Raw genomic sequence first — 25,469 nt, forward strand, 5'->3', positions numbered from 1 at the left:
CAACTGATCCGGGCCATCCAAGCCTGATCGCTAAACCGCGTGCTAAGGGTCAGAACTTACGGCACAGCGTTTTCACACGGCCTCGGTCAGATCGAGACCTCGGCCAATCAGATCAGCCAGATCATCGGCGTGATCGACGAAATCGCCTTCCAGACCAACCTTCTCGCCTTGAATGCAGGGGTCGAGGCCGCCCGGGCCGGCGAGGCTGGCCGCGGCTTCGCCGTGGTCGCCTCCGAAGTCCGCGCCCTCGCCCAGCGTTCGGCTGAGGCGGCCAAGGAGATCAAGTCGCTGATCTCCAATTCCGCCCAGCAGGTGGGGGCCGGCGTGGAGCTGGTCGGCAAGACCGGCGAGGCCCTGCGGCGCATCGCCAGCCAGGTCAGCCAGATCACCGACCTGGTCACCGAGATCTCCGCCAGCGCCCAGGAGCAGGCCTCGGGTCTCGCCCAGGTCAATACGGCGGTCAGCCACATGGATCAGATGACCCAGCAGAACGCCGCCATGGTCGAGGAATCCACCGCCGCCAGCCGAACCCTGTCCGACCAGTCGGCCGAACTGGCGCAGCTGGTCACCGGCTTCCAGATCAACCGTGTCCGCGCCCAGGCGTCGTCGCGGGTCTCCCCGACGCGGGCGCCGGCCCGGGTCTCTGTGGTCCGCCAGGGAGCCACGCTGCGCAAGGTTTCCCTGGCCCCCGAGACCGACAACTGGAAGGACTTCTAAGGACCATTTCTCCGCCGTCTCAGGCGCTGTCTTGGGACGGCGGACCCAATGGTGCTATCGTTTCCGGGCCGACGGCTAAGAGGTCTGGAACTGGTGTCATTCGCCCTCGCATTCGCGCTCGCCCTCCTGGCCCAGGAGGGGCAGGCCACTCTGCAATCCTGCGTTTTCGAGGCGGACGGCTGGGTGTGCCGCTACCGCGTGCCCGAGGCGATCTATCGGCCGCTGGCGCCGACGCCTTCGCCCCCGGCGACGGTGGCCCCCGCGCCGGTCGATGTCGCGCCGGCGACAGCAGCGCCCGCCCCCGATCGCGAAGCCGCTCGCCGGGCCAGGCTGATCAGTCGCTGCGCCGAGGCTGACTGGCTGTCGCTCTGCACCCCGGATGACCGGCGTGAGGCCAAGGCGCTCAAGGCCCAGGCCGAAGCTCAGACCGCCCTCCGGCTCGAAGTGACCGCCCTGGCCGCCAAGGACCAGTGCCCAGACGCAATTCGCGTGGCCCTGGAGGGCGGCGATCTGGATCTGGCCCGGGAAATCCGCGCCTTCTGTGCGCCGGCCAACTGAGGCCCGCCCCTGGCCAAGTCGCCACCCTCGACCCCGCTCTCGCCCTCCGGCGCCCGCAAGGTCTCCTTCCCACCTGTGGTCGATGACCAGACCCGGGTCCTGATCCTGGGCAGCCTGCCGGGCGAGATATCCTTGGCTCGAGCGCAGTACTACGCCAATCCCCGCAACCAGTTCTGGCGACTGCTGTGCGCCGTCTCCGGACGGGACATGCCCGACGACTACGGCGCCCGCCTGGCGGCGCTCCGGGCGATTCACATTGGCCTTTGGGATGTGGTCGGGTCTGCCGAACGGACCGGCAGCCTGGATGGCGCAATCCGCAAGGCGACCGCCAACCCCCTGGGCGATCTGGTCGCGAGCCTGCCGCGCCTGAAAGCCGTAGCCTTCAACGGCGGGCGAGCGTCCGCCACAGGCGCTGCGGCCCTGGCCGGCCAGCCCGGTCTCGTCATCTTGCCCCTGCCCTCCAGCAGTCCGGCCTACACCCTGTCATTCGAACTCAAGCTGGCCCGCTGGCAGGCCCTGGCGCCCTTCCTGCCCGACTGCGGCTGAGATCTGCGCCCGAAAACGCAAAACGCCGCCGCCCAGGGAGGGCGACGGCGCTTCGAGTGTCGCCGACGCGCGGCGCGAAGGCTCAGGGACGGGCGACAGGCCCGCAGACCCGGCCGTCCGGGCAAGGCGCGATATGCACCTGCGGCGGCTCGACGGTCACCTGCGAGGGCTTCACCCGCACGTCCGGGGCGTGGAGATAGATCTGGGCGGGCGCAACGCGGATCGGCGGCGCTTCCACATAGATTGGCGGGCCCTGAATATCGATGCGGCCGGACGGGACATAGACCGGCTGGGAATAGATGCGCACAGCCGGCCCCCCGGTGTGGCGAACATTGTAGGGCGTGCCGGGATGGTAGAAGACATGCTCCTGCGGGCAGTAGCAGTCGGCATGACCCGGATGCCCCGGATGGGTCGGCGGGCAGTTCTGATAGGTGGGCTGAGCCGACGTCGGGTGATATTGCGCGCTGGCCGCGCCGGCCGAGGCCAGGATCGCGATCACCGCCAAAGACGCTGTCTTGAGCATTAAAACCATCCCCAGTTGAGACTATTCAAGGGCTGGCGAACGGCCATCAGCCCCTTACGCTGACGGTTCCCTGTTAGGGCGGAACGAACGGCCTGACAAGGTTCTGTTAACCATAGTTCCAGGCAAGGTTAATGCGCCCGTCCACCTGACGCAGACGGGTTCGCCTCTCAGGCGAGCGGAACAACGCGGGTCTTCAACTCAAGGGCGTCATCCCCGGGCCTGGGTCCGGCGGTCGAGCGCCTGGAGAATATGTTCGGCAAGCTGTTCGGCCGCCGCCGGAATCGCGCCCCGGGGACGCATCAGGGCGATCTCGGCGTCAGCCAGGGGAGGCAGGCCGCTGTCCTCACCCAGAATGAGCAGGTCCGGCGGCGCCATGTCCCGCGGCAGCACGGTGGCGCCCAACCCTGCGCGCAGGGCGGCCTGCTGCCCGGCCAGGGACGGGCTGGTATAGGCCGCCCGCCAGGTGCGTCCCCGCGCCTCCAGGGCGGCGATGGCCCGCTTTCGATAGACGCAAGGCGACGGCGCCAGCACCAGGGGTATCGGCCCAGGCCCGTTGATCGCCGCGGTGTCGGCGCCGACCCAGACCAGAGGCTCGCGCCAGACCCGTACGCCCATGTCGGGGCCAAGCGGCTCGCGCTTGACCAGGACCAGGTCAAACGCGCCGTCCCGCAGCCCTTCCAGCAGCCGCAGTGTCAGGTCGCAGGTCACCGTCATGGCCACCTGCGGGTGGGCCCGGACGAAGGCGCCCAGAACCTCGGGCAGGTAGAGGGTGGCGAAGTCCTCAGGCGCGCCTAGCCGAACCTCGCCGGCCAGATCATCGCCCCGCAGACCCGAGACGATCTCGTCGTTAAGACGCAGCAGGCGGCGCGCCTGGGGGAGCAGGCCTTCGCCATCGGCGGTCAGCACGACTCGCCGGGGGTCGCGGTTGAACAGGGTCGTCCCCAGGGTGGTCTCCAGCCGACGCAGCTGCAAACTCACCGCCGACTGGGTCAGGCCCAGACGCTCGCCGGCGCGGGTGAAATTCTGGGCCTCGGCGATGGCCACGAAGGTTCGGACGAGATCCAGGTCCAGGGTCTCGAACCGACGACGCTCTGACATATCGACCTACCTCGTCCTGGGTTGCGGGTCGGCCCAGGCGCCGGAAGGGCCGGGGCGCGGGGCCCCGGCCGTGACCCTAAAATCGTACAGGGGAGAGACCCGCTTCTGCGAGGAACATCTGGCCCTTCAGGGCCAACCTGCGGCGCTTGAGATCCTGCAGCCGCTCGGTGTCGGGGGCCTCAAGGCACTCCTCCCGCCGGATGGCGTTGTCGAGGCGGCGGTGCTCGTTGCGCAGTCGATAGAGACGTATCCGATCCATGTCTGGGCTCCTCAGGTATAGAGGACGCGCCCGGCCAAGGAAGCCGACCTGACGATTGGGGGGAGAGAGACCTTCAGACCCTTCTCGCAGCCGGACGCGCCCGCTGCGGTCCGACATCGCGACCCCGATGGTCGCCAGAGGGGCCCGGCCCGCGATGTCGATTTGGCCAAACGGCGGGCGCGGACGCAAGCCAAACCGTCATTCGAAACCGCAATGATCGCGATGAGACTTAAGATCGCGCGCGACGCAGTCGCAGCATGACACAGCCTCATCGCAACCATGGCCTTGCGCACCGATGACAGCGGACCGGACGCCGCCATCTCTGTTCCCAGGACCGCCACCAGAGGCGGAGAAAGGGAAGAAGCCATGCTGAACAGAATGTGGAGTGTCACCAGCGCCCTCATGCTGGCGGGCCTGATCGCCTGGATGTGGGCCTATCCGAAACTCATCGCCGGCTATGAGGTCCATCCAGTCTTCGGGTGGAGCGAGGTGCTCTCAGGCCTTGGCTTTATGGACCCGTATGTCCGCTGGGTCGCCGGCGCGGTGGCTGTCGCCGCCCTTGTCCTGCTGCTGATCGGCAGGACCCGGCTGATCGGCGCCTATCTGGCCGCAGGGCTGTCGGCCTTCTACGTCGTGCTCCACGCCACCCCGTGGCTTGGCCCGGCCATTCCGGCCCATGACGTGCTGGTCAACGGCCTGCAGATGGGTTTGAGCGCCGAGCAGATCCGCGCGGCGGGCCGACTTGATGATGTGCACATCATCATGAGCCTGGTGAACGGCATGCTGGCCGGGGTGATCATCGCCAGCGAGCTGGGCCGGCGCCGGGCAGCCGAGGAGCCCCGGCGGGTCGCCGCCTTCGCCCTCAACTGACGCCCGGGCGGGCGTCACCCTCCCCGAAACTCGCGCCGCGGAGTCCGTCTCCGCGGCGCGCTTGTTTTGCAGCCCGGCCGATCGCCCTGCGCCGCCAACCTCGCTCAAACCTGCATGACTTGCGCGCGTTTCATCCGATAACCGGTTTCCACTTATCGGAACGCGCTCTAGAAGGCGGCCATGACCGCTACGCCCGCGAAATCCCTGGCCGACACGGCCGCCGAGTTCGGCCTCAAGGCCGAGGAATATGACCTGATCCTCAAGCGCCTGAACCGCGAGCCGAACCTCGTGGAGCTGGGCGTCTTTTCGGTCATGTGGAGCGAGCACTGCTCCTACAAGTCCAGCCGCAAGCACCTGGGCAAATTCCCCACCAAGGGCCCGCGGGTGATCCAGGGTCCGGGCGAGAACGCCGGCGTGGTGGACATCGGCGATGGCCAGGCCTGCGTCTTCAAGATGGAGAGCCACAACCACCCCTCCTATATCGAGCCCTATCAGGGCGCGGCCACAGGCGTGGGCGGGATCATGCGCGACGTCTTCACCATGGGCGCGCGGCCCGTGGCCTTGCTGAACGCCCTGCGTTTTGGCGATCCGTCACATCCGAAGACCAAGCGCCTGGTGTCTGGCGTGGTCGCCGGCATCGGCGGCTATGGCAATTGCGTCGGCGTGCCCACCGTGGCCGGCGAGACCAATTTCCATCGCGGCTATGACGGCAATATCCTGGTCAACGCCATGTGCGTGGGCCTGGCCGACGCCGACAAGATCTTCTATTCCGCCGCGCCTGGCCCTGGCCTGCCCGTGGTCTATTTCGGCTCCAAGACTGGCCGCGACGGCATCCATGGCGCCACCATGGCCTCGGCCGAGTTCGACGACGCGTCGGACGAAAAGCGCCCCACGGTCCAGGTGGGCGACCCCTTCGCCGAGAAGCTGCTGATTGAGGCGACGCTTGAGCTGATGGCCTCAGGCGCGGTGGCCGCGATCCAGGACATGGGCGCGGCTGGCCTCACCTCGTCCTCGGTCGAGATGGCCGGCAAGGGCGGGGTCGGCATCGAGCTCGACCTGGACGCCGTGCCCCAGCGCGAAGAGGGCATGAGCGCCTATGAGATGATGCTGTCGGAGAGCCAGGAGCGGATGCTGGCCATCCTCAAGCCCGGCCGCGAGGCCGATGGCCAGCGCATCTTCGAAAAGTGGGGCCTGGACGCCGCCACCATCGGCCAGACCACCGACACCGGCCGCATCGTTCTGAAGCACCAGGGCCAGGTGGTCTGCGACCTGCCGCTGGGACCGCTGTCTGACGATGCGCCTCTATATGACCGCCCCTGGGTCGCGCCCGCCGCGCAGCCCGCTCTGGCGCCCCAAGACGTCCCGGCGCCCGCCGACTACGCTGCGGCGGTCCGCCAGCTGATGGGCAGCCCCGACATGGCCTCCAAGCGCTGGATCTGGGAGCAGTACGACCGCCACGTCATGGCCGACACCATGGAAGACTCCGCCACCGGCGCCGACGCCGGGATCGTGCGGGTCCATGGGACCAAGAAGGCCCTGGCCGTCACGTCTGACTGCACCCCGCGCTATGTGCTGAACGACCCCTTCGAGGGCGGCAAGCAGGCCGTGGCCGAGGCCTGGCGAAACCTGACCGCCGTCGGCGCCGAGCCCATCGCCATCACCGACAACCTGAACTTCGGCAACCCTGAGCGGCCCGAAATTATGGGCCAGATCGTCCGGGCCATTGAGGGCATGGCGCTGGCCTGCCGCGAACTCGACTTCCCGGTCGTGAGCGGCAATGTCTCGCTCTACAATGAGACCAATGGCCAGGCCATTCCGCCGACCCCCACCGTCGGCGCCGTCGGCCTGATCGCCGACTATGATCGCCATGCCGACTTCTCCAGCCTTCGGCCGGGCGACACCCTGATCCTGCTGGGCGAGTCCCATGGGGCGCTGGGGGCCAGCATGTACCTGCGCGAGATCCTGGGACGGGAGGACGGTGCGCCGCCGCCCGTGGACCTGGCCCAGGAACGCAAGATCGGCGACTTCGTCCGGGACATGATCAAGGGCGAGCAGGTGACGGTCGTTCACGATCTCTCTGACGGCGGACTGGTTGCCGCCGCCGCCGAAATGGCCCTGGCGTCTGCCGTCGGGATCACCTTGAAGCTGGCCGGCGACCTGCCCGCCCATGCCGAACTGTTTGGCGAAGACCAGGCCCGCTACCTTGTGGCCGTGGCCGACGCCGAGCCGATCCTGGCCGCCGCCCGCGCCGCTGGCGTCCCGGCCCGCCAGATCGGCGAGGCGGGCGGAGAGCATCTGGCCACCGCTGATCTCTTCCAACTGCCCCTATCGCAACTTCGCGATGCATACGAAGGGTGGCTGCCGGCGTACATGGGCTAGGCGGAGCCACTGGTCGGCCTCCGCGTTGAAGGTCGCCATGTCCCATAGTCTCCCCCGCCTCGCCGCCCCCGCCCTCCTCCTCGCCCTGGCCGCCTGCGCCGGCGCGCCCCAGCAGGGGGCGTTCCTGTCCTCCTATGAGGGGCTCACCCCGCGCACCGACATGGTTCGGGCCGGCGCCCTCGATCGGTCAGACCCCGCCGCCCTGGCCGGGATCACCACCGTGCGGATCGAGCCCACGGTCTTCTCCCCCCGCGCAGAGGCCAAGGCCTGGATGACGCCGGCCGAACAGACCGCCCTCCTGCGGGAGGTTGACGCCCAGCTCTGTTTTGAGCTGTCCGAGCGCTTCGAGATTGCGGGCGCGAACGCTGCGCCTCAGACCCCGCAGGTCCGCGCTGCGGTCACCGAGGTCATCCCCACCGGCCGCGCCGGCTCGGCGGCGTCCGCAGCCGCCGGCTTCTTCATTCCCGGCCCGATCGGGGTGCGGGTGCCCGGAACCCTCGGCGGCCTGGGCGCAGAGGCCGAGATGCTCGGGCCGCAAGGCCAGCAGGTGGCCGCCATCGTCTGGCGCCGCACGGCCGGCGCCATCGGCACGGACAATCCCTCCCTCAGCCGGATCGGCGACGCCCTGCAGTTCGTCGAACCCTTCGCCGACGCCGCCGCCGCGGCCATGACGCCGGAAGATCACACGCCCCGCTCCATCACCGCCGAGACCGATCCTTGCCGCGAGTTCGGCGCCCGGTTCCGGGTCGAGGGCTTTGGCGCGCGCTTCATCACCGGCCTCTATGTGCCTGAGGTCAGCGCGGCTCGTCCGGCCGAGGCTGCGCCTGAGGGCGATCCGGCGACCCAGCCGTGAACGCCAGGGACCAGGCGCCACCGCCTGAGGCGAAGGCTGGGTTGACCGTCTGGTACGACGGCGCCTGCCCCCTGTGCGCGCGGGAGATCGCGCTGATGCAGCGACTGGATGCGACGGGCGAGGTCTGGTTTGTGGATCTGACGACCACCGCCGAAACCCCCTTGCCCAGGCAGGCCATGCTGGAGCGGTTTCACGTCACCACCCCGGAGGGTCAGACCGCCTCTGGCGCGGCGGCCTTCGTCCAGATGTGGCTTCGCCTGCCGGCCTTGCGCCCCCTCGGCCGGCTCGCCGCCTGGCCGCCTGTCCTGGCCGCCCTGGAAGTCGCCTATCGCCTGTTCCTGAAAGTCCGCCCGGGGCTTCAGACCTTGGCGCGGCGATGGGACGCTAGACGGGGAGCGCGTCCGGCATGAGCCCATCGCGTCACATTCCGCAGGCCGCCTTGTTGCTTGGCGCGGCCGGCGTCATCCCCTTCGCCGCCCTGGCCTTGCTCATCGTCCTCGATGGCGCGGGCCTGATCGCGCCGGAGCAGGCTGAGCGCATCCTGCGGCTCTATGGCGCCCTGATCCTGTCCTTCATGGGCGGGGCCCAGTGGGGCCTGACGACAGCCCGACCAGAAGGCCCCAAGGCCCGCGGCCTGGCGGTCAGCGTCCTGCCCGCCCTGTTCGCCTGGGCGGCCTTCCTGATCCCAACGGGCCCTGGCCTGCTCGCCCTGTCGGCCGCATTTCTGGCCTTGATGCTCTATGATCTCTGGACCGTGCGCCGGGGCGAGGCGCCGGTCTGGTATGGCCGCCTGCGGGTCGGTCTGACCCTGGCCGTGGTCGCCGCCCTCCAGATCGCCCTGGCGGCGGGTGGGGGTCTGGCCTGAGGCGGCTTGCGCCCCATGGCCCCGGCTGCGCGCCCGGGATAAACAGACGCAACACCCCAGTGAGGAGCGCATCACCATGGCCGGTCTGAAGGACAAGCGCGGCTTCATCGACAAGGACCGCCTGGACCTGTCGGAGCGCAAGGCCGTCGAATACTGGATGAAGCGCTGGGGGGTCACCCGCGACCAGATTACCGCCGCCCACCGAAAGGTCGGTCGCATGACCAAGGACATCGCAGCCGAACTTGGCAAGCGGCGCTAGGGTATTTTCGACCTCTAGCGCGATGGGGGCTGCCGGCCAGCTCTGACCGGCAAGCTTTAGCTTAACGCCTTCATATAGCTCAGCTTAATATGTGACATCGACATGACATGGGTCTGCGAGTCTGTGGCTTTTTCGCCTCAGGACAGACAGATTATCGCGCCTTTATGCCGCATTTCGGCGGCAGCGGGCCATTTTCGGGCGCCCAAGGGGGTGCGGTCAGAATTCTTCCGTGGTCGAAAATGTGCAACCTCACCCATTTCGGGACGCACAGATGCCGACCAAGCCCCGCCTTCTCGCCACCTCCCTTCTGACCAGCGCCGCGGCCCTCGCCGCCCTGGCTGCGCCTCAGATCGCCTCGGCCCAGACCACCCAGGACGAAGCCGTCGCCGTCGAAGAGCTGGTCGTCACCGGCTCACGCATCCGGCTGCAGGATTTCGTCGCGCCCAATCCGGTCAGCACCCTGACGGGCGAGGCCATCGAACGCTCCGGCGTCACCAACGTCACCGACCTGATGGAGAACTATCCGGCCCTGGTCGGCTCCACCGACACCCAGGCCCTGTCCAACGCCGCCGACCGCGGCAGCGTCGGCCTCAACCTCTTGAACCTGCGCAACCTGGGAACCAAGCGGACCCTGGTCCTGGTGGACGGCCGCCGACATGTGGCCGGCCAGCCCGGCTCCTCGGCCGTGGACACCAACACCATCCCCGTGGCGCTGATCGAGCGGGTCGAGGTTCTGACCGGCGGCGCCTCGGCCATCTATGGCGCCGATGGCGTCTCCGGCGTGGTCAACTTCGTCACCAAGCGCAATTTCGACGGCTTTGACGTCCGGGCCCAGTATGGCTGGTCAGACCTGGGCGGCGGCGAGCAGAGCTTCATCAGCGCGCTGGGCGGCCGCAACTTCATGGACGGCCGCGCCAACCTCACCGTGGGCCTGGAATACTCCAACACCGACGCCCTGGATCCCCGCGACCGCGACTTCTCCCGCCCCGGCCAGCGCGAGACCCTGGTCAATAATCCCGCCGACTATCCCAACGACAACCCCGGCGTCGACCGCGCCGCCTGGGGCGACACCGATCTCGTCTTCGCCCGCGACGGCCGCTACATCGACACCGCGCTGGGCGGCGGCGTCTATACCCGCGCGGGCTTTGACCCCAACACCCTCTCGGGCGTCAGCTTTGTCGGCGACGGCACACGCTGGCAGGACGGCCTCTATACCGGCGGCTTCTCCATGCTGGGCGGGTCGGGCACGCCTCTCGACCTCTTCCAGACCGAGCTGATCCCCGGCCTGGAGCGCTGGACCGGCTATGTGGGCGGCATGTTCGAGATCACCCCGAACCACCGGATGTTCGCCGACTTCAAGTACAACACCGCCAAGACGGACTTCCGCTCGCAGCCGACCTTCGACTACGGGATCTTCGTCCCCATCGATAATCCCTACATGCCTGACTCCATCCGCGCCGACGCCCTGGCGCCGGGGGGCACGGCCGCGGCCGACACCTGGCTGCCGGCGCCCGGCGTCCTGGTGGCGCGGGACAACTTCGATCTGGGCGAGGTTCGCCGGGAGATCGAGCGGGAGACCTTCCGCGGGGTGATCGGCTTCGAAGGCGATCTATCCTCGGCGGTGGCCTACAATGTCTCCTACACCTACGGCCAGACCAAGGAATCCAACAGCGAGCTGAACAACCGCAACAATCTACGCTGGTTCGCCGCCATCGACTCCGTGCGCGATCCGAGCTCCGGCCAGATCGTCTGCCGCTCGACCCTCAATCCGTCGGCCGTGCCGGCCGGCGATCTGTTCGGGACCACGGTCGACCCTGACGTCTGGAACAACCTCTATGTGGGCGGCGGTCAGGCCGCCGGCTGCGTGCCGATCAACATCTTCGGCGAAGGCGGCATTTCGCCCGAAGCCCAGGCCTGGATCAACGACGTCGCCACGTCTGAGGCCAAGATCGAGCAGGAGGTGTTCAGCGCCTACATCACCGGCGACTCCTCCCTGGCCTTCAGCCTGCCGGCCGGGCCGGTGGGCTTCGTGCTCGGGACCGAGTACCGCAAGGAAAAGAGCCGCGAGACCCCCGACGAGGACGTGCTGCTGGGCTCCGAGCTCGGCTACAACATCACCTGGCTGGGCCAGGGCGTCGCCGAGAACGGCCAGTTCGAAGTCCACGAGCTGTTCGGCGAGCTGGCCATCCCGATCGTGCGCGACCTGCCGTTCGTGGACTCGTTTGACGTCAATCTCGCCTACCGGTTCTCCGACTATTCGACGATCGGGACCACCGACACCTGGAACATCGGCGCCCAGTGGCGGGTGACCGAAGATCTGATGATCCGAGGCAGCCGCGCGCGTGCGGTCCGGGCCCCGAACATCAGCGAGCTGTTCCTGCCCCAGACCCAGACCTTCCGCACCATCACCGACCCCTGCGACACCCGCAACGTCCAGGCCGGTTCGGAATTCCGGGTCGCCAACTGCACCGCCGATCTCGGGTTCAATCCGGCGGAGGTGGACTTCATCAACACCACCTCCTCATCGGTTGAAGGCGTGGTGGGCGGCAATCGCGACCTCGACGCCGAGACCGGCGACACCCAGACCCTGGGCCTGGTCTTCACCCCGCGCTTTGCGCCGGGCCTGTCCATGTCGCTGGACTATTACCGGATCACGCTCACCGACGCGGTGAACCTGTTCACGGCCAACACCATCATCGAGAGCTGCTACGACCTGGAGCAGCCCAACGACTTCTGCGGCCTGTTCACCCGCGACCCGGGCAGCCAGTTCGTGGACTCCTTCCAGGAGTATTCGGTCAACGTCTCGTCCTATGAGACGGCGGGCTTCGACTTCTCCATGCAGTACCTGCTGAACCCGGCCGATTTCGGGGTCATGCGCGACATCGGGACCTTCCAGTTCAACCTGGTGGCCAATCGCCTGACCAAGCTGGAATTCGTCGAGATCGACGGCGCCGAGGCCTCCAGCGAGCTGGGCTTCGCCGGCGCGCCCAAGTGGCAGGCCAATCTCGACGTCACCTGGGCCTGGAATGACCTGCTGGTGAACTACGGCTTCAACTGGTTCGACGAGACCAAGCGCTTCACCGACGAGCGGCGCGCGGCCAATCCGAACTATGTGCCGGACGGCTACTGGACCTGGTCGCCGCGGGAGACCCACGACATCCAGGTGCAGTACACCTTCCAGGACCGCTACCAGGCCTATGCCGGCGTCAACAACTTCACCAACCAGCTGCCCGATCGCGGCTCCACCGGCACCGCCACCACGGGCTCGGCGGCCTTCACCGAGGGCGCTTCGCCGGTCGGTCCCATGGGCCGGTACTTCTATGTGGGCATGAAGAGCAGCTTCTAGGCTCTCATCCCCACGGGCGAGGGAGGGCGGTCGCATGCGGCCGCCCTTTCGCGTTGCGCCCCCTCCTGCCGCCACGGGCCTGAGACCATGCTAGGTTCAGGCCCAGACTCAGTTCGGTTGATCGAGAGCGCCTGACCCCATGGATCGCAGAACCTTCCTCTTTTCCGCCGTCGCGACGGCGGCCCTGGCGACGAACGTGCGCGCTCAGGCGCTTGGCCCCCAGGATCAGAAACTCAGGACGCTGTTCGACGAGATGTTCAGCGAGATGCTGGATCACTCGCCCCAGAGCGTAACCCGCCTCGGCCTTCACCAGGGGGCGCGGGCGGGCGCCAAGGCGCAGCTGAACAGCGCCTCGATCAGCGATCTGGCCGCCGACAAGGCGCGCAACGCCGCCAACCTCGCCCGTCTTGAGGCCTTCGACGCCTCGACCCTGAGCCCCTCGGAAGTCCCCCACTACGAGGCGGTGCTGTTCACCCTCAGCGCCGAGGCCGAGGCCAATCAGCGCTACGCCTATGGCGATGTCGGCGCCGGCGACCCCTATGTGATCTCCCAACTGAACGGCGCCTATCGCTCCGTGCCAGATTTCCTGGGCACCCAGCACGGGATCGAGACCCAGGCCGACGCTGAAGCCTATCTGTCCCGCCTGGCGCAGTTCGCCACGGTGATGGACCAGGAGACCGAGCGCAGCCGCCGGGATGCCGAGCTTGGCGTCATCCCGCCTGACTTCGCCCTGGAGCGGGCGCTGACCCAGATGGAGGGGCTGAAGGGCGATCCGGCCGCCTCGCCGCTGGTGACCTCTGTGGCCGAACGCGCCGCGGCCAAGGGCATTGGGGGTGACTATGCCGCCCGGGCCAGCGCCATCTATACCGATCAGGTCCTGCCGGCCCTGGAACGCCAGATCGCCTGGGTCCGCTCCCTGCAACCCCGCGCGGTTCACGACGCCGGCTGCTGGCGCCTGCCGGACGGCGAGGCCTATTACCGCGACGCCCTGAAGAGCTCGACCACCACGACACTGACGCCGGATGAGATCCATGAACTCGGCTGGGAGCAGGCCAAGGCCTTGTCGGCCCGGGCCGAGGTCATCCTTCAAGGTCAGGGCCTGACCCAGGGCTCGGTGGGCGAGCGCATCCAGGCCCTCTTCAAGGATCCCCGCTACCTCTACGCCGACACCGATGAGGCCAAGGAACAGCTGATCGCCGACCTGAACAAGCAGGTCGCCGAGATCACCCCGCGCCTGCCCCAGGCCTTCGGCGCCCTGCCCCAGGCGGCCGTCGAGATCCGCAGGGTGCCCAAGTTCATCGAGGCCGGCGCGCCAGGCGGCTATTACAACCGCCCTGCGCTCGATGGCTCACGGCCTGGCATCTACTGGATCAACCTGCGGGATTCGGCGGAAAACCCCAGCTGGACCCTGAAGACGCTCACCTATCATGAGGCCATTCCCGGCCACCATCTGCAGCGCTCCCTCCAGCAGGAGGCCGACATCCCGATGCTGCGCAGGATCGCCGGCTTCTCCCCCTATAGCGAGGGTTGGGCGCTCTATTCCGAGCAGCTGGCCCTGGAGATGGGCATGTACGAGAACGACCCCCTGGGCGAGCTTGGCCAGATCCAGGCCTCCCTGTTCCGGGCCGCGCGGCTGGTGGTCGACACCGGCATCCACGCCAAGCGCTGGAGCCGCGAGCAGGCCATCGAGACCATGTCCTCCATCGACGGGTCACCCATCTCGTCTTCGACCACGGAGATCGAGCGCTATGCGGTGTGGCCCGCCCAGGCCTGCAGCTACATGGTCGGCAAGCTGGTCTGGCTGCGCCTGCGGGAGAAGGCCCGCGCGGCGCTGGGCGACCGGTTCGACCTGCGCGCCTTCCACGATGCGGGGCTGCTGTCGGGGGCGGTGCCGCTGACCGTGCTGGAGGCGGTGATCGACAACCACATCGCCGCTCGCCGGGCCGCCTGATCCGAGACGCTGCGACCCTTGGGGCGATCGCCCCAGGGGTTCAGGCGGGCAGCCGGATCACTGCCCGCAACCCGCCCAGTGGCGAGCGGTCCAGCAGGACCTCGCCCCCATGCCCGCGGGCCACGTCCCGAGCGATGGCGAGGCCCAGGCCGACCCCCTTGATGTTCTGATTGCGCGCCTCATCCAGCCGGTTGAAGGCCTTGAAGGCGTCCTCGTACTGGGCGGCGGGAATGCCCGGCCCGTCGTCGTCCACGGCGATCTCCACCCCGCCTGAGGGCAGGCGGCGGGCGACGACCTCGATCGTCTCCCCATGGACGGCGGCGTTCATCACCAGGTTGGACACCGCCCGGCGCAGGGCGCTGGGCCGGACCCGGGCCGTCAGGCCGTCGGGCGCCTCGACCCGCACCTGCGCGCCGGCGCGAACCGCGCCTTCGCCGACATCCTCCAGCAGGGGTCGCAACAGGGTGTCCTCGACGCTCTCGCCGCCCTCGCCGCGGGCGAAGGCGAGGTATTCGTCGATCATGTGCTCCATCTCGGCCAGGTCGCGCTTCATGTCGCCGGTCCGGGAGGAGGGCGGCGCCAGGGCCAGTTCCAGTTTCAGGCGGGTGAGCGGGGTGCGCAGGTCGTGGCTGACCGAGGCCAGCAGGGCGGTACGCTGCTCCAGATGGCGCTGGATGCGGGACTTCATGGCCAGGAAGGCGTGGGCGGCCTGGCGCACCTCACGGGCCCCGTGGGGCTTGAAGCCGGTGTCGTCCACCCCACGGCCAAAGGCGTCGGCGGCCGCAGCCAGGCGCTCGATGGCCCGGGTCTGGTTGCGGATGAACAGGATGGCCACCGCGGTCAGCAGCAGGGTCGCCACCGTCATCCAGAGAATGAAGATGTGGCCCTGGGTGGCGAAGGCCCGGTCCCGGGGGGCGAGGATCCGCAGCACGCCCTCGTCCACCTGCACGCGGATGTCCACATAGGCCGGGTAACGGGTCGTATCGAACCAGAAGGGGGCGTCCAGCCGCTCCGACAGGGCGCGCTTGAGCGAGCGGTCCACCGGGGCGAAGAAGGAGTAGCGCCGGTTCAGGGGCAGCTCGCGCCCCTCCTGCAGGGCGATGGACAGGCTGAGGGCCTCCTCGGCCCGGGCGGCCAGCACGGCGAAGGCCTCCGGGCTCTTGTCGTCCTCATAGCCCGCCACCGCCCAGGCGACCTCGCCGGCCAGGCCATCGGAAAGCCGGCTGGTGACCGTGTCCCAGTGGGCGTCGAAGAAAATCCAGGTCACCGCCACCTGCATCAGGGCCACCGGCAGGACGATGATCAGCAGGGAGCGGCCAAACAGGCTGGTGGGCAGGCGGCGCTTGATCAGCCGGCCGAGATAGCGCGGGGGCAACCGGACGCGCATCAGTCGGGCGCCAGCATGTAGCCGACCCCCCGAACGGTCTGCAGATAACGCGGCGCCTTGGGATCGGCCTCGATCTTGCGCCGCAGACGGGTGACCTGGACGTCCACCGCCCGACCGGACGGGTCGACCGTGTCGCGGGCGAGTTCCAGCCTATCCACTGGTTCGTGCGGCGACTGGGCCAGCCTGCGCAGCAGCACGGCTTCACCTTCAGTCAGGCGCACCGGCGCGCCCTCGCGGGTCAGCTCGCCGCGGGCCAGATCAAAGGCGCAGGCGCCAAGGGAATACCGTCCCGCGGCCGGCGCGCGCTGGGCCGTGCGGCGCAGAATGGCCTCGATCCGCAACAGCAGCTCCTGCGGCTCAAAGGGCTTGCCCAGATAGTCGTCGGCCCCGACCTGCAGGCCCTCGATCCGGTGTTCGGCCTCGCTTTTGGCGGTCAGCATCAGGACCGGCGTGCGGCCGGTCCCGCCGCTCTGGCTGCGCAGCCAGCGGGTCAGCGAGACGCCGTCCTCACCGGGCATCATCACGTCGAAGACCGCCAGGTCGAAATCCAGGCTGTCCAGCAGCCGCCGCGCGGCTGCGCCGCCGGCCGCGGTCGTGACGCGAAAGCCCTCGCGGCTGAGGAAGGCCTTCAGCAGTTCGCGGATGCGGTCATCGTCGTCCACCACCAGCAGATGGCGGGCCAGCGGCCCCGAGGCTTCAGCTAGGCTCATGCGTCTGGCGGCTCCCCTTGGCGCAGGCTGACAGGATAGGCCGCTCTTGCGTTGGCGGCCATGCGGCGGCGTGGCCATTTCGTTTGACGAGCGCGGCTTGCGGCGCTGTAAGGGGAGCGCATTGAAAGGAGGCTCTACGCCGATGGCACTCGTTCCCTTTGACGATCGCGATGGATGGATCTGGCTGGATGGCCAGTTCGTAGCCTGGCGCGAGGCGAAGGTGCACGTATTGACGCACGGCCTCCACTACGCCTCGGCGGTGTTCGAAGGCGAGCGAATGTATGGCGGTGAGATCTACAAGCTTACCGAACACACAGAGCGCCTGTTCAAGTCGGCGGAGATGCTGGACTTCGAAATCCCGTTCACGGTGGCCGAGATCGACCAGGCCTGCAAGGAGACCTGCGCCCGCAACGGCCTGACCGACGCCTATGTGCGGCCCATCGCCTGGCGCGGCTCGGAGATGATCGGGGTCTCGGCCCAGGAGACCAAGATTCATGTGGCCATCGCGGTGTGGGAGTGGCCGAGCTACTTCTCGCCGGAGGAAAAGGCCAAGGGCATCCGCATGTGCTGGGCCAAGTACAAGCGGCCCTCGCCGGAGACCGAGCCGGTCCACGCCAAGGCCACCGGCCTCTACATGATCTGCACCATCTCCAAGCATGCGGCGGAGAAGGACGGCTATACGGACGCCATGATGCTCGACTACCGCGGCTATGTGGCCGAGAGCACCGGGTCGAACGTGTTCTTCGTGAAGGACGGGGTGCTGCATACGCCGATCCCCGACTGCTTCCTGAACGGCATCACCCGCCAGTCGGTGATCGCCCTGGCCAAGACCAAGGGTCTTGAGGTGGTCGAGCGCCACATCAAGCCGGAGGAACTGGCCGGCTTCACCGAGTGCTTCGTGGTCGGGACCGCCGCCGAGGTGACCCCGGTCTCGCAGATCGGCGAGTACAGCTTCACCCCGGGCAATATCTCGCTCAGCCTGATGGACGACTACGCCAAGATGGTCCGCCGGGAACTCCAGCCGGCCTGATCCGAAGACCTGCTCAGGTCTGGATATTCGCCCCCTTCGCCCCAGGCGGAGGGGGCGTTTTCGTTCAGGCCAGGATTCGCGCCTCAAGCTCCTCGCGGCGCTGGCGGGTGGTGACGAGATCGGCGCCGTAGCGGGCGGCGTCGCCCTGGGCCAGCTCGGCGGCGATCGCCTCACTCTCGCGATAGAGGTCGAGAGCCCGGGTCCGATGGCCACGGTCTTCCCGGGCGTCGGCCAGGCGCTCCAGGGCGATGGAGAGGGCGCGGCGCGCGTCGGCGCCCCCGACATCCTGGGCGATCTGACGCCGCAGAGCCAGGGTCGCTTCATAGGAGTCGACGGCGGAGTCGAGGCGATGCTCCTCATAGGCCATGTCCCCCACATTCAGCAGGGCGTCGGCGATCAGCTCGGGCGCCTGGGCCTGTCGCGCATAGGCGAGCGCCAGGTCGTAGGCCTCGATGGCGTCGTCGGTCCGGCCCTGGGCCCGGGCGAAGTCTCCGGCGTCCTGGGCGGCCAGCATCTGCTGCCGGTCGGTGCTCGCCAGGGCGGAGACCCGCTGCAGGGCTGCAGCCGCCGCCGGCCAGGCCTCAGCCCGGGCGTGCATCCGCAGGTCCGACCGGGCGGCGTCAAAGTCATCCAGGGTCGGCGCGGCCGCAGGCTCCGGGAGCGGCTCTACAGGCGCGTAAGTGACCTCGGGCTCTGAGACCGGTTCAGCGGTCACCGCGGGCGCGGCGGCTGCAACAGCCGCCAGGGGCGCGGGTAGAGCCGCCGCCGGGTCTGGTTCCGGTTCCAGGGCGGGGGCTTCGACGTCGACCGAGGCGACCTCAATCCCCTCGGGGATCACTTCGGGCTCAGGCTCCGATGGCGCCGTGTCCGCGGTCTCGGCGGGAAAGGGGGCCGGCTCAGGGACCGGCGCGGCCTCGAGGGCCTGGAGCGGGGTCAGGCCTGGAAAGGGACGGGGCTCTTCCGGGAGCGCCGCCTCCTTTGCGTCCTGAGCCTCGTCGGCGAACTTGAAGTCGGCGATCACCGGCAGGCCGTCGCGGGCCTTTTTCCGGGTGGGGCCGCGCACGACGGCGGCGATCACCAGGGCTGCGCCGAGAAGGCCGGCCGCCAGGGCCACCCCCATCCGGACGCTCTCGAAGGCCCCGAGGTCGAGCGCCGGGATCTGCCCCTGCAGGCCGCCAGGATAGAGGATGACATAGGCCAGTCCGCCCAGTCCCAGCCCCAGAAGCAGTCCGATAATCCGCCCCAGCATGCCCAATCCCCGTTCGCCCATCTTAATGGTTAAGCTAGGTGGGCTGGGAGCGGACCCCTCAAGGGGATGCAACCCTCAGGGGACAGGACCCAAGGTCGCCCGCCCTCGAATTAGGCAAGGCGCCCTTAAATCAGCCAGTTCAGCGGCCGCGGATAGGCTTCCCCACGGGCCAAGTAGATGACCCCCAGGACGCAGCGCACCGCAAACCAGATCCAGACCACGCCCATGATGAAGACGCCGAGCAGGACCGCTGGGATGCCGATCAGCACAAAGGACAGCGGAATGCCGAACAGCAGCAGCAGCCCGCCGATCACGAACCAGCCGATGGACAGCCAGAAGGTGCGGATCTGGAACGTGTAGTGGCTGGCCATGACCGGCCCGGCGTCCCGACGATTGGCGTAGGCGATGAACAGGCCGATGAAGATGGTGATCACATTGGCGAGGCCCAGCAGATAGAGCCCATAAGCCACCGCAGGCAGGGTGCGGTCTTCGGTGGGGGCGGCCATCGGCGCGGGGTTGGGCATGGCGTCAGTCATGGCGGATCCTTCAGGCGTTGGTCGCCATATTGGGGCGCCAGCCGTTGGGGGGCACCTTAATTCGGCGTTATGTCGCCGCGTCCGATCCAGGGGAGGGCTGCGGCGGCCAGGATCAGGACGAAGAGCAGCCGCGCCGAGAGCGCCAGCCCCAGGGCCCAGGCGCCGATCATGGCGGCCGCCGCCATCACCGCCAGAACGCCGGCGCCGCACAGGACGATGGTCCAGACCACCATGTCGGCCGCCTGCCGCGGGGGCTGGCCCAGCCGCAGCCGAGGGGCGTGGACCGCGCTGCCAGCGGCCAGGGCCTCGGTCAGTCGGACAAAGGTCTCCCCGTGATCCTCCAGCCGCCCGCCGCGGCCGAAGCTGCGGGCGGGAATACGCACCCGACCCCGGGCGAAGTCGGCCTGGGCCAGTCCGTCTGTGACCGACAGCCGCCGCAGGTCCTTGAGCGGAAAGCGTCGCTCCCTAGCGCCGCGCCGCTCCACCAGCTCGCCATCGGCCAGGGTCCACTCGGTCGGCGGCAAGAGGGGCGAGATCCGCGCGCGGTGGACCGTGGCCATGGTCAGGTCCTGACGAGGACGACCTCGACGCCGGCGCTGGCGGCGTGGGGGGCGAGCGCCTGGGGCTTGTCCACCCGCACCCGGGCGCGGGTCACCCGGGGGTCGGCCAGGCAGGCGCGGGCCAGCATTTCGGCGAAGGTCTCCACCAGGCCGATATGGCCGGACGCCGCGAGGGATCGGGCCGCCTCGGCCACCAGCTCGTAGTTCACGGTCTCCGACAGATGCTCGGCGCCGGCCACGGCCGCGTCCAGTTCCACATCGATGACCAGGGGCTGGCTGCGGCCGCGTTCGTGGGCGTAGATCCCCACATAGGCGTCCACCCGCAGGGTGGAGACGAAGATCTTGCTGGCGACCACGCGGCAGCCGCCGACGTCGGAGGACAGCTGGTCTTCGGTGACGGGGGACAGGGCCATGGAAACGCCCTCCGGGCTCACGGGGGTCAGGCCAGGTGCTGGCCGGAATCGATGGCGATCATCTGGCCCGTCACTGACGGAGCGTCAATGAGGTAGCGCAGGGCCTGGGCGATCTCCCGGGGATCGACGGCCCGCGCCAGGGGCGTGCTGGCCGCTTCCTGGGCGAAATCGTCCGGCGTCTGGTGGATGGAGGGCAGGACGGGGCCAGGCCCGATCCCGTTGACCCGCACCCGGGGCGCCAGCGCCAGCGCCATCATCCGGGTGGCCTCCCACAGGGCGGCCTTGCTGAGGGAATAGGAGAAGAAGGCCGGCTGGGTGCGCAGGACACGCTGGTCGAGGATGTTGACGATCAGGCCCTGCCGCTGGCCGGTGATCCGGCGGGCGAAGGCCTGGGCCAGGACCAGGGGCCCGCGGAGATTGGTCTCCATGTGCAGGTCCCAGGACTGGCGGTTCATGGAGGTGAAGGCGTCGTCCTCGAACACCGAGGCGCTGTTGACCAGCAGGTTCACCGGGCCAAGTTCGGCCTCGGCCTCGCCCACCAGAGGGGCGGTCTCTGACTCTTTGCGCAGGTCCCGGGTGAACAAGGCCGCCCGACGCCCCAGGGCGCGGATCTCGGCGGCGACCGACTCGGCGTCGTCATCAATGGCCCGGCAGTGCAGGGCCACGTCATAGCCGGCCTCGGCGCAACTGATCGCCAGGACCCGGCCGATGCGTCGCGCCGCCCCGGTGACCAGGGCCGCGCCGCGGGGCTCGGTCAAGACCGCCGGCTCCGCTTGCGCGGCTTAGTCCGGACGTCCGAACTCATAGATGTTGATCGCAAAGATCACGACGAGGAACACCAGGATGGTGAGGATGGCGGTCATGGGGCTCTCCCGAAATACAAGGCCCTCCGGCTTTAGCGAGGCCCGCGCCGGCCCGCAAGGCGAGGCGAGCGCGCAGGACCACCGCAATTCCGCGCAGGCCCGGTTGCGGCCAGGCCTCAGGCGCGCCACCTTGGGGACGGAAAGCGGCGCGTGACCCGCGCCGACCGGATTGATGTTCCCTTGGTGAACGTCGATAACTAAAATGCCTGTTTGAAACTGCGCGGGCCGCGGAGCCGGCGCCAAGAAATCTAGGGTCCAGGAGGACGGCATGCGCGAATATCTGAAATTCTATATCGACGGCCAGTGGGTCGAGCCGGTGTCGCTCAAGACCCTGGACGTCATCAATCCCGCCAACGAGGAAGTGGTCGGCAAGATCGCCCTCGGCGGCGAAGCCGATGTGGACAAGGCCGTGAAGGCCGCCCGCAAGGCCTTCGCCACCTGGTCCCAGACCAGCCGCGAAGAGCGCCTGGATGTCATGCAGCGGGTCCTGGCCGAGTACCAGAAGCGCTTTGGCGACCTGGCCACCGCCGTCACCGAGGAGATGGGCGCGCCCGCCTCGCTGGCTCAGCGCGCCCAGGTGCCGTCGGGCATGGGCCACCTGGCCACGGCCATCGGCATTCTGAAGGACTTCAAGTTCGAGGAAGACCGCGGCTCGACCATGATCGTCAAGGAGCCGATCGGGGTCTGCAGCTTCATCACCCCCTGGAACTGGCCGCTCAACCAGATCATGTGCAAGGTCGCCCCGGCGCTGGCCACCGGCTGCACCATGGTGCTGAAGCCGTCGGAAGTCGCCCCTTTCACCGGTCAGATCTTCGCCGAGATCATGCATGAGGCCGGCGTGCCGGCCGGCGTGTTCAACCTGGTCCACGGCGATGGCCTGGGCGTGGGCGTGCCGCTCTCGACCCATCCGGAAGTGGACATGGTCTCCTTCACCGGCTCCACCCGGGCCGGCATCGAGGTGGCCAAGAACGCCGCCCCGACCGTCAAGCGCGTCCATCAGGAACTGGGCGGCAAGAGCCCGAACATCGTCCTGGACGACGAGGTCTTCGCCAAGAGCGTGGCCGGCGGCGTCCGTCAGATCATGACCAATTCCGGTCAGTCCTGTAACGCCCCGACCCGGATGCTGGTCCCCACCAAGAGGATGGACGAGGCGATCGCCGCGGCCAAGGAAGCCGCCGCCCAGGTGACGGTGGGCGATCCCACCGGCAACGCCATGCTGGGCCCGGTGGTCTCCAAGACCCAGTGGGACAAGATCCAGGGCCTGATCCAGAAGGGCATCGACGAGGGCGCCACCCTGGTCGCCGGCGGCGTGGGCCGTCCCGAGGGCCTGGACAAGGGCTACTATGTCCAGCCGACGGTGTTCGCCAATGTGACTCCGGACATGACCATCTCTCGCGAGGAGATCTTCGGTCCTGTCCTGTCGATCCTCGGCTATGAGGACCTCGATCAGGCCATCGCCATCGGCAACGACACCGAATACGGCCTGGCGGCCTATGTGAACGGCGCCGACCTGGCCAAGGCCCGGGAAGTGGCTTCCAAGCTCCGCGCCGGTCAGGTGTCGATCAACGGCGCCTCGGACATGACCGCCCCCTTCGGCGGCTTCAAGATGAGCGGCAACGGGCGCGAGTGGGGCGACTTCGCCTTCCACGAGTTCCTGGAGGTCAAGGCCGTCATGGGCTACGCGCCCAAGCAGGCGGCCGAGTAAGGGCTGTAAGCTCCACGAGACCCACGGCCCCCGGCGATCCGCCGGGGGCCGTTTTCATGACCGCGCCGGTAAGAGCGCGACACGCAAACGAGGACGACGCCGATGATGGACCCCCATTTCCAGGCCATGCTGGAGGCCCAGGCCAAGGCCGCCGAGGGCCAGACCCCGCCGCCCCTGGACGCCCTGCCGCCGGACATGGTCCGGGCCGGCTATCGCATGCAACGCCAGGCGACCGATCAGAACGCGCCCAAGGATGTCGTGACCCGCGACCTGAAGGTCGATGGCGCGGCCGGCGAGATTCCGGCCAGGCTCTACACCCCGGCCGGCGCGGCGCCGATCACCGGCGGGCTGGTCTATTTCCACGGCGGCGGCTTCGTGATCGGCGACCTGGAGAGCCATGACGGCCATTGTCGCCGCTTGGCGGCCCTGGCCGGCGTGCGGGTGCTGTCGGTGGACTACCGCCTGGCGCCGGAAAACCCGTTCCCGGCGAGCCATGACGACGCCTTGGCGGCCACCCGCTGGGCCTTCGACCATGCCGCGGAGATCGGCTTTGACCCGGCCAAGATCGCCGTGGGCGGCGACTCCGCCGGCGGCAACCTCGCCGCCTCGGTGGCCAGCGACCTGAAGGCCGAACCCAAGCGAAAGATCGCCTTCCAACTGCTGCTCTATCCCGGCATCTGGCCCGAGGAGGAGACCGCGTCCCGCAAGGCGCTGGATGGTCCGCTGCTGACCAAGCAGGCCATCGCCTGGTTCGACAAGTGCCTGGCGGCCATGGGCCACCCCCAGGCGCATCGGGCCATGCTGGGTAAGGTCGACTGCGCGGGTCTGCCGCCGGCCCTGGTGGTCACGGCGGGCTTCGATCCGCTGAAGGACGAGGGCCGCGACCATGCCGAACGCCTGCGTGCGGCCGGCGTGGCGGCGGAACATGTGGAATATCCCAGCCTGATCCACGACTTCTACATCATGGCCGATGTCTCGCCGGCGGTGGGGGAGGCGGTCAAGGCGACGGCGGCCTCGCTGAAGGCGGCGCTGGCCTGAGAATGGGTTTCAGATCGTCTGGGGTTCGCCCTGGACGATCTGCTCAACCTGCGCGGTGAGGTCATTCCAGGCGGCCTGCATGTCAGGCGTCCAGTCTTCACCCAGGATATCGGCGAAGGCCTCGGCCATGGCCTGGTAGAAGCGCGGGAAGATGTCGCCGGGCACGCCGATATCGTCGTGATTGCGCAGCTCGGCCTTCAGGAAGTTGGCGGCGTAGATATTGGGGCCCAGATGGTCCAGCAGGGTCTCGGTGGCCTGGCGCAGCATCTGGCCGCGGGCTGCGCCACGCTTGTCGCCGACGAACAGGGCCTCGGTCTCCGGATAGCGGGCGAACAGCCGCTCATAGACCTGGGGGGCGGGGTCGTCGCTGCGTTCAGCCACAAGGTCGAGACTGTCGAGAATGGCCTGGGTGTCCATGGCCCGCAGCCTAGTCCTGCGATCCGGCGACGCCCAGGACCTTTCGGATCGCGCCGGTCAGCTGCGCAAGCTCGGCGTCCGTGGTGACAAAGGGCGGGGTCAGATAGACGACCTTGCCCATGGGCCGGATCCAGCAGCCCAGCTCGGCGAACTGCTGGCAGAGGCCGCCTGAGTCCACCGCCGCCTCGAACTCCACCACCCCGATGGCGCCCAGGGTTCGGACATCGACCACGCCGGCGGCCCCCTGGCAGGGCTCCAGGCCTCGGCGCAGGGCCAGCTCGATCCGCGCCACATCAGCCGTCCAGCCGCCGGCTTCGAAGAGGTCGAGCGAGGCGCCGGCCGCGGCGCAGGCCAGCGGATTGGCCATATAGGTCGGCCCGTGCATCAGGGCTGCGCCGGCGTCGTCGGACCAGAAGGCGTCGAAAATCCGCCGGCTGGCCACGGCGGCTGACAGGGGCAGGGTGCCGCCGGTCAGCGCCTTGGAGAGCGTGATGATGTCGGGCGTCACGCCGGCGCCCAGGCAGGCGACGAGATCGCCGGTGCGGCCAAAGCCTGTGAAGATCTCGTCGAAGATCAGCAGCACGTCGTGCCGGTCGGCGATGGCCCGCAGGCGACGCAGCACCTCATCATCATGGATCAGCATGCCGCCGGCGCCCTGGATGCGGGGCTCGACGATCAGGGCGGCGATCTCATATCCCTTCTCGGCCAGCAGGGCGTCGAGGGCGGCTTCGCTGTCGCGGTCCCGGGGCAGGGCGACCACATGCTGGCTCGGCATCACCCCGGAAAACAGGCTGTGCATGCCCTCTTCCGGGTCGCAGATGGTCATGGTGGCCAGGGTGTCCCCATGATAGCCGCCGAGAAAGCTGACGAATTTGGAGCGGCCAGACACGCCGCGATTGATCCAGAACTGGATCGCCATCTTCATGGCGATCTCCACCGATACCGAACCGCTCTCGGCGAAGAAGACGTGGTCGAGATCGCCTGGCAGCAGGGCGGCCAGGCGCCTCGCCAGCTCATAGGCCGGCGCATGGGCCAGGCCCCCGACCATGACGTGCGGCGCCCGGGCCAGCTGGTCGGAAACGGCCTTGGCGATATGGGGGTGGTTGTAGCCGTGGCAGGCGGTCCACCAGCTGGCGATGCCGTCCACCAACTGGCGGCCGTCCTCCAGTATGATTCGGGCCCCTTCCGTCCGGGCGACGGCCAGGGGCGCAGGGGCCGTCTTCATCTGGCAATAGGGCCGCCACACATGGGGGGCGCCGCGGTCGAGCCAGTCGGTCATGGAAGCCTCCTTCGCCAAGCAAGGGCGCTTTAACGCGGGCGCGGCCTCGTGCATACCG

26 protein-coding genes and 1 pseudogene are annotated in these 25,469 nt (G+C 68.6%); 14 read left to right on the forward strand and 13 right to left on the reverse strand.

Features of this window, described 5'->3' with window-relative positions:
• Window positions 1-81: 81 nt before the first annotated feature.
• From Q8N19_RS08075 to Q8N19_RS08085, 3 genes and pseudogenes are all read left to right on the forward strand, one after another.
• A pseudogene (locus Q8N19_RS08075) lies at window positions 82-717 on the forward strand (methyl-accepting chemotaxis protein); the annotation flags it as partial.
• A 93-nt stretch (window positions 718-810) separates the two neighbouring features.
• Window positions 811-1,275, forward strand: coding sequence for a hypothetical protein (locus Q8N19_RS08080; RefSeq protein ID WP_305589535.1), 465 nt, complete (start codon window positions 811-813; stop codon window positions 1,273-1,275).
• A gap of 75 nt (window positions 1,276-1,350) precedes the next feature.
• Window positions 1,351-1,821: a DNA-deoxyinosine glycosylase gene (locus Q8N19_RS08085; protein WP_305589537.1), complete on the forward strand. Its 471-nt coding sequence runs from the start codon at window positions 1,351-1,353 to the stop codon at window positions 1,819-1,821.
• 82 nt (window positions 1,822-1,903) lie between these two features.
• On the opposite strand, the gene Q8N19_RS08090 is transcribed toward Q8N19_RS08085, so the two are convergent.
• The 3 genes from Q8N19_RS08090 to Q8N19_RS08100 form a co-directional block, all read right to left on the reverse strand.
• A complete protein-coding gene (locus Q8N19_RS08090; protein WP_305589539.1) occupies window positions 1,904-2,344 on the reverse strand; it encodes a hypothetical protein in 441 nt (146 codons plus the stop codon).
• A gap of 207 nt (window positions 2,345-2,551) precedes the next feature.
• Window positions 2,552-3,442, reverse strand: a complete 891-nt coding sequence (locus tag Q8N19_RS08095) for a LysR substrate-binding domain-containing protein (protein ID WP_305589541.1) — start codon at window positions 3,440-3,442, stop codon at window positions 2,552-2,554.
• A 76-nt stretch (window positions 3,443-3,518) separates the two neighbouring features.
• Window positions 3,519-3,701: a YdcH family protein gene (locus tag Q8N19_RS08100; protein WP_305589543.1), complete on the reverse strand. Its 183-nt coding sequence runs from the start codon at window positions 3,699-3,701 to the stop codon at window positions 3,519-3,521.
• A 366-nt stretch (window positions 3,702-4,067) separates the two neighbouring features.
• Between Q8N19_RS08100 and Q8N19_RS08105 the strand changes: the two genes are divergently transcribed.
• The 8 genes from Q8N19_RS08105 to Q8N19_RS08140 all read left to right on the forward strand — a co-directional run bounded on the left by Q8N19_RS08105 (window position 4,068) and on the right by Q8N19_RS08140 (window position 14,224).
• On the forward strand, window positions 4,068-4,571 hold the full coding sequence (locus Q8N19_RS08105; RefSeq protein WP_305589545.1) for a hypothetical protein: 504 nt from the start codon (window positions 4,068-4,070) through the stop codon (window positions 4,569-4,571).
• Between the two features lie 180 nt (window positions 4,572-4,751).
• Entirely contained in the window at window positions 4,752-6,950 is a 2,199-nt protein-coding gene (gene purL, locus Q8N19_RS08110) for a phosphoribosylformylglycinamidine synthase subunit PurL (RefSeq protein ID WP_305589547.1), read from the forward strand.
• Between the two features lie 37 nt (window positions 6,951-6,987).
• Window positions 6,988-7,803, forward strand: a complete 816-nt coding sequence (locus Q8N19_RS08115) for a DUF3313 domain-containing protein (protein ID WP_305589548.1) — start codon at window positions 6,988-6,990, stop codon at window positions 7,801-7,803.
• Window positions 7,804-7,844: 41 nt separating this feature from the next.
• On the forward strand, window positions 7,845-8,213 hold the full coding sequence (locus Q8N19_RS08120; RefSeq protein WP_305589550.1) for a thiol-disulfide oxidoreductase DCC family protein: 369 nt from the start codon (window positions 7,845-7,847) through the stop codon (window positions 8,211-8,213).
• Window positions 8,210-8,668 carry a DUF3429 domain-containing protein gene (locus Q8N19_RS08125; protein WP_305589552.1) on the forward strand — a complete coding sequence of 153 codons (459 nt, stop codon included), beginning with the start codon at window positions 8,210-8,212 and terminating at the stop codon, window positions 8,666-8,668. Before Q8N19_RS08120 ends, Q8N19_RS08125 begins: the two co-directional genes overlap by 4 nt.
• A gap of 76 nt (window positions 8,669-8,744) precedes the next feature.
• Complete coding sequence (locus Q8N19_RS08130) at window positions 8,745-8,927, forward strand: DUF3606 domain-containing protein (RefSeq protein ID WP_293320868.1); 183 nt, start codon at window positions 8,745-8,747, stop codon at window positions 8,925-8,927.
• Window positions 8,928-9,198: 271 nt separating this feature from the next.
• Window positions 9,199-12,273 carry a TonB-dependent receptor domain-containing protein gene (locus tag Q8N19_RS08135; protein WP_305589554.1) on the forward strand — a complete coding sequence of 1,025 codons (3,075 nt, stop codon included), beginning with the start codon at window positions 9,199-9,201 and terminating at the stop codon, window positions 12,271-12,273.
• Between the two features lie 139 nt (window positions 12,274-12,412).
• On the forward strand, window positions 12,413-14,224 hold the full coding sequence (locus tag Q8N19_RS08140; protein WP_305589556.1) for a DUF885 family protein: 1,812 nt from the start codon (window positions 12,413-12,415) through the stop codon (window positions 14,222-14,224).
• A gap of 40 nt (window positions 14,225-14,264) precedes the next feature.
• Here the strand turns inward: Q8N19_RS08140 and Q8N19_RS08145 are convergent, their stop codons facing one another.
• On the reverse strand, window positions 14,265-15,611 hold the full coding sequence (locus Q8N19_RS08145) for an ATP-binding protein (protein WP_305589558.1): 1,347 nt from the start codon (window positions 15,609-15,611) through the stop codon (window positions 14,265-14,267).
• A complete protein-coding gene (locus Q8N19_RS08150; protein WP_305589560.1) occupies window positions 15,611-16,321 on the reverse strand; it encodes a response regulator in 711 nt (236 codons plus the stop codon). Before Q8N19_RS08150 ends, Q8N19_RS08145 begins: the two co-directional genes overlap by 1 nt.
• Window positions 16,322-16,463: 142 nt before the next feature.
• Between Q8N19_RS08150 and Q8N19_RS08155 the strand changes: the two genes are divergently transcribed.
• Window positions 16,464-17,351 carry a branched-chain amino acid aminotransferase gene (locus Q8N19_RS08155; protein WP_305589562.1) on the forward strand — a complete coding sequence of 296 codons (888 nt, stop codon included), beginning with the start codon at window positions 16,464-16,466 and terminating at the stop codon, window positions 17,349-17,351.
• 64 nt (window positions 17,352-17,415) lie between these two features.
• Here Q8N19_RS08155 and Q8N19_RS08160 read toward each other — a convergent pair whose 3' ends face one another.
• The 6 genes from Q8N19_RS08160 to Q8N19_RS08185 form a co-directional block, all read right to left on the reverse strand.
• Window positions 17,416-18,600, reverse strand: coding sequence for a tetratricopeptide repeat protein (locus Q8N19_RS08160; protein WP_305589564.1), 1,185 nt, complete (start codon window positions 18,598-18,600; stop codon window positions 17,416-17,418).
• 125 nt (window positions 18,601-18,725) lie between these two features.
• A complete protein-coding gene (locus Q8N19_RS08165; protein ID WP_305589566.1) occupies window positions 18,726-19,136 on the reverse strand; it encodes a hypothetical protein in 411 nt (136 codons plus the stop codon).
• Window positions 19,137-19,192: 56 nt separating this feature from the next.
• Entirely contained in the window at window positions 19,193-19,696 is a 504-nt protein-coding gene (locus tag Q8N19_RS08170) for a hypothetical protein (RefSeq protein ID WP_305589568.1), read from the reverse strand.
• 2 nt (window positions 19,697-19,698) lie between these two features.
• The gene (gene folB / locus Q8N19_RS08175; RefSeq protein ID WP_305589570.1) at window positions 19,699-20,109 is read right to left on the reverse strand and encodes a dihydroneopterin aldolase; all 411 of its coding nucleotides are present in this window, start codon (window positions 20,107-20,109) and stop codon (window positions 19,699-19,701) included.
• A gap of 26 nt (window positions 20,110-20,135) precedes the next feature.
• Window positions 20,136-20,867, reverse strand: coding sequence for an SDR family oxidoreductase (locus Q8N19_RS08180; RefSeq protein ID WP_305589572.1), 732 nt, complete (start codon window positions 20,865-20,867; stop codon window positions 20,136-20,138).
• 24 nt (window positions 20,868-20,891) lie between these two features.
• Window positions 20,892-21,215, reverse strand: coding sequence for a hypothetical protein (locus Q8N19_RS08185; protein ID WP_305589574.1), 324 nt, complete (start codon window positions 21,213-21,215; stop codon window positions 20,892-20,894).
• Between the two features lie 25 nt (window positions 21,216-21,240).
• Between Q8N19_RS08185 and Q8N19_RS08190 the strand changes: the two genes are divergently transcribed.
• The gene (locus Q8N19_RS08190; RefSeq protein WP_305589576.1) at window positions 21,241-22,677 is read left to right on the forward strand and encodes an aldehyde dehydrogenase family protein; all 1,437 of its coding nucleotides are present in this window, start codon (window positions 21,241-21,243) and stop codon (window positions 22,675-22,677) included.
• Between the two features lie 102 nt (window positions 22,678-22,779).
• On the forward strand, window positions 22,780-23,715 hold the full coding sequence (locus Q8N19_RS08195) for an alpha/beta hydrolase (protein ID WP_305589577.1): 936 nt from the start codon (window positions 22,780-22,782) through the stop codon (window positions 23,713-23,715).
• 9 nt (window positions 23,716-23,724) lie between these two features.
• Here the strand turns inward: Q8N19_RS08195 and Q8N19_RS08200 are convergent, their stop codons facing one another.
• Window positions 23,725-24,132 carry a globin gene (locus Q8N19_RS08200; protein WP_305589579.1) on the reverse strand — a complete coding sequence of 136 codons (408 nt, stop codon included), beginning with the start codon at window positions 24,130-24,132 and terminating at the stop codon, window positions 23,725-23,727.
• Between the two features lie 10 nt (window positions 24,133-24,142).
• Window positions 24,143-25,411 carry an adenosylmethionine--8-amino-7-oxononanoate transaminase gene (locus Q8N19_RS08205; RefSeq protein WP_305589581.1) on the reverse strand — a complete coding sequence of 423 codons (1,269 nt, stop codon included), beginning with the start codon at window positions 25,409-25,411 and terminating at the stop codon, window positions 24,143-24,145.
• Window positions 25,412-25,469 lie beyond the last annotated feature (58 nt).

This window comes from Phenylobacterium sp., from assembly GCF_030693405.1.
Classification (GTDB): Bacteria; Pseudomonadota; Alphaproteobacteria; order Caulobacterales; family Caulobacteraceae; genus Phenylobacterium.

Bases quoted from the DNA above. Each gene is read 5' to 3' on its own strand.
- Q8N19_RS08090 (WP_305589539.1), bottom strand. From the start codon at position 2,344: ATGCTCAAGACAGCGTCTTTGGCGGTGATCGCGATCCTGGCCTCGGCC.
- Q8N19_RS08095 (WP_305589541.1), bottom strand. From the start codon at position 3,442: ATGTCAGAGCGTCGTCGGTTCGAGACCCTGGACCTGGATCTCGTCCGA.
- Q8N19_RS08100 (WP_305589543.1), bottom strand. From the start codon at position 3,701: ATGGATCGGATACGTCTCTATCGACTGCGCAACGAGCACCGCCGCCTC.
- Q8N19_RS08105 (WP_305589545.1), top strand. From the start codon at position 4,068: ATGCTGAACAGAATGTGGAGTGTCACCAGCGCCCTCATGCTGGCGGGC.
- purL (WP_305589547.1), top strand. From the start codon at position 4,752: ATGACCGCTACGCCCGCGAAATCCCTGGCCGACACGGCCGCCGAGTTC.
- Q8N19_RS08115 (WP_305589548.1), top strand. From the start codon at position 6,988: ATGTCCCATAGTCTCCCCCGCCTCGCCGCCCCCGCCCTCCTCCTCGCC.
- Q8N19_RS08125 (WP_305589552.1), top strand. From the start codon at position 8,210: ATGAGCCCATCGCGTCACATTCCGCAGGCCGCCTTGTTGCTTGGCGCG.
- Q8N19_RS08130 (WP_293320868.1), top strand. From the start codon at position 8,745: ATGGCCGGTCTGAAGGACAAGCGCGGCTTCATCGACAAGGACCGCCTG.
- Q8N19_RS08135 (WP_305589554.1), top strand. From the start codon at position 9,199: ATGCCGACCAAGCCCCGCCTTCTCGCCACCTCCCTTCTGACCAGCGCC.
- Q8N19_RS08140 (WP_305589556.1), top strand. From the start codon at position 12,413: ATGGATCGCAGAACCTTCCTCTTTTCCGCCGTCGCGACGGCGGCCCTG.
- Q8N19_RS08145 (WP_305589558.1), bottom strand. From the start codon at position 15,611: ATGCGCGTCCGGTTGCCCCCGCGCTATCTCGGCCGGCTGATCAAGCGC.
- Q8N19_RS08150 (WP_305589560.1), bottom strand. From the start codon at position 16,321: ATGAGCCTAGCTGAAGCCTCGGGGCCGCTGGCCCGCCATCTGCTGGTG.
- Q8N19_RS08155 (WP_305589562.1), top strand. From the start codon at position 16,464: ATGGCACTCGTTCCCTTTGACGATCGCGATGGATGGATCTGGCTGGAT.
- Q8N19_RS08160 (WP_305589564.1), bottom strand. From the start codon at position 18,600: ATGCTGGGGCGGATTATCGGACTGCTTCTGGGGCTGGGACTGGGCGGA.
- Q8N19_RS08165 (WP_305589566.1), bottom strand. From the start codon at position 19,136: ATGACTGACGCCATGCCCAACCCCGCGCCGATGGCCGCCCCCACCGAA.
- Q8N19_RS08170 (WP_305589568.1), bottom strand. From the start codon at position 19,696: ATGGCCACGGTCCACCGCGCGCGGATCTCGCCCCTCTTGCCGCCGACC.
- folB (WP_305589570.1), bottom strand. From the start codon at position 20,109: ATGGCCCTGTCCCCCGTCACCGAAGACCAGCTGTCCTCCGACGTCGGC.
- Q8N19_RS08190 (WP_305589576.1), top strand. From the start codon at position 21,241: ATGCGCGAATATCTGAAATTCTATATCGACGGCCAGTGGGTCGAGCCG.
- Q8N19_RS08195 (WP_305589577.1), top strand. From the start codon at position 22,780: ATGATGGACCCCCATTTCCAGGCCATGCTGGAGGCCCAGGCCAAGGCC.
- Q8N19_RS08200 (WP_305589579.1), bottom strand. From the start codon at position 24,132: ATGGACACCCAGGCCATTCTCGACAGTCTCGACCTTGTGGCTGAACGC.
- Q8N19_RS08205 (WP_305589581.1), bottom strand. From the start codon at position 25,411: ATGACCGACTGGCTCGACCGCGGCGCCCCCCATGTGTGGCGGCCCTAT.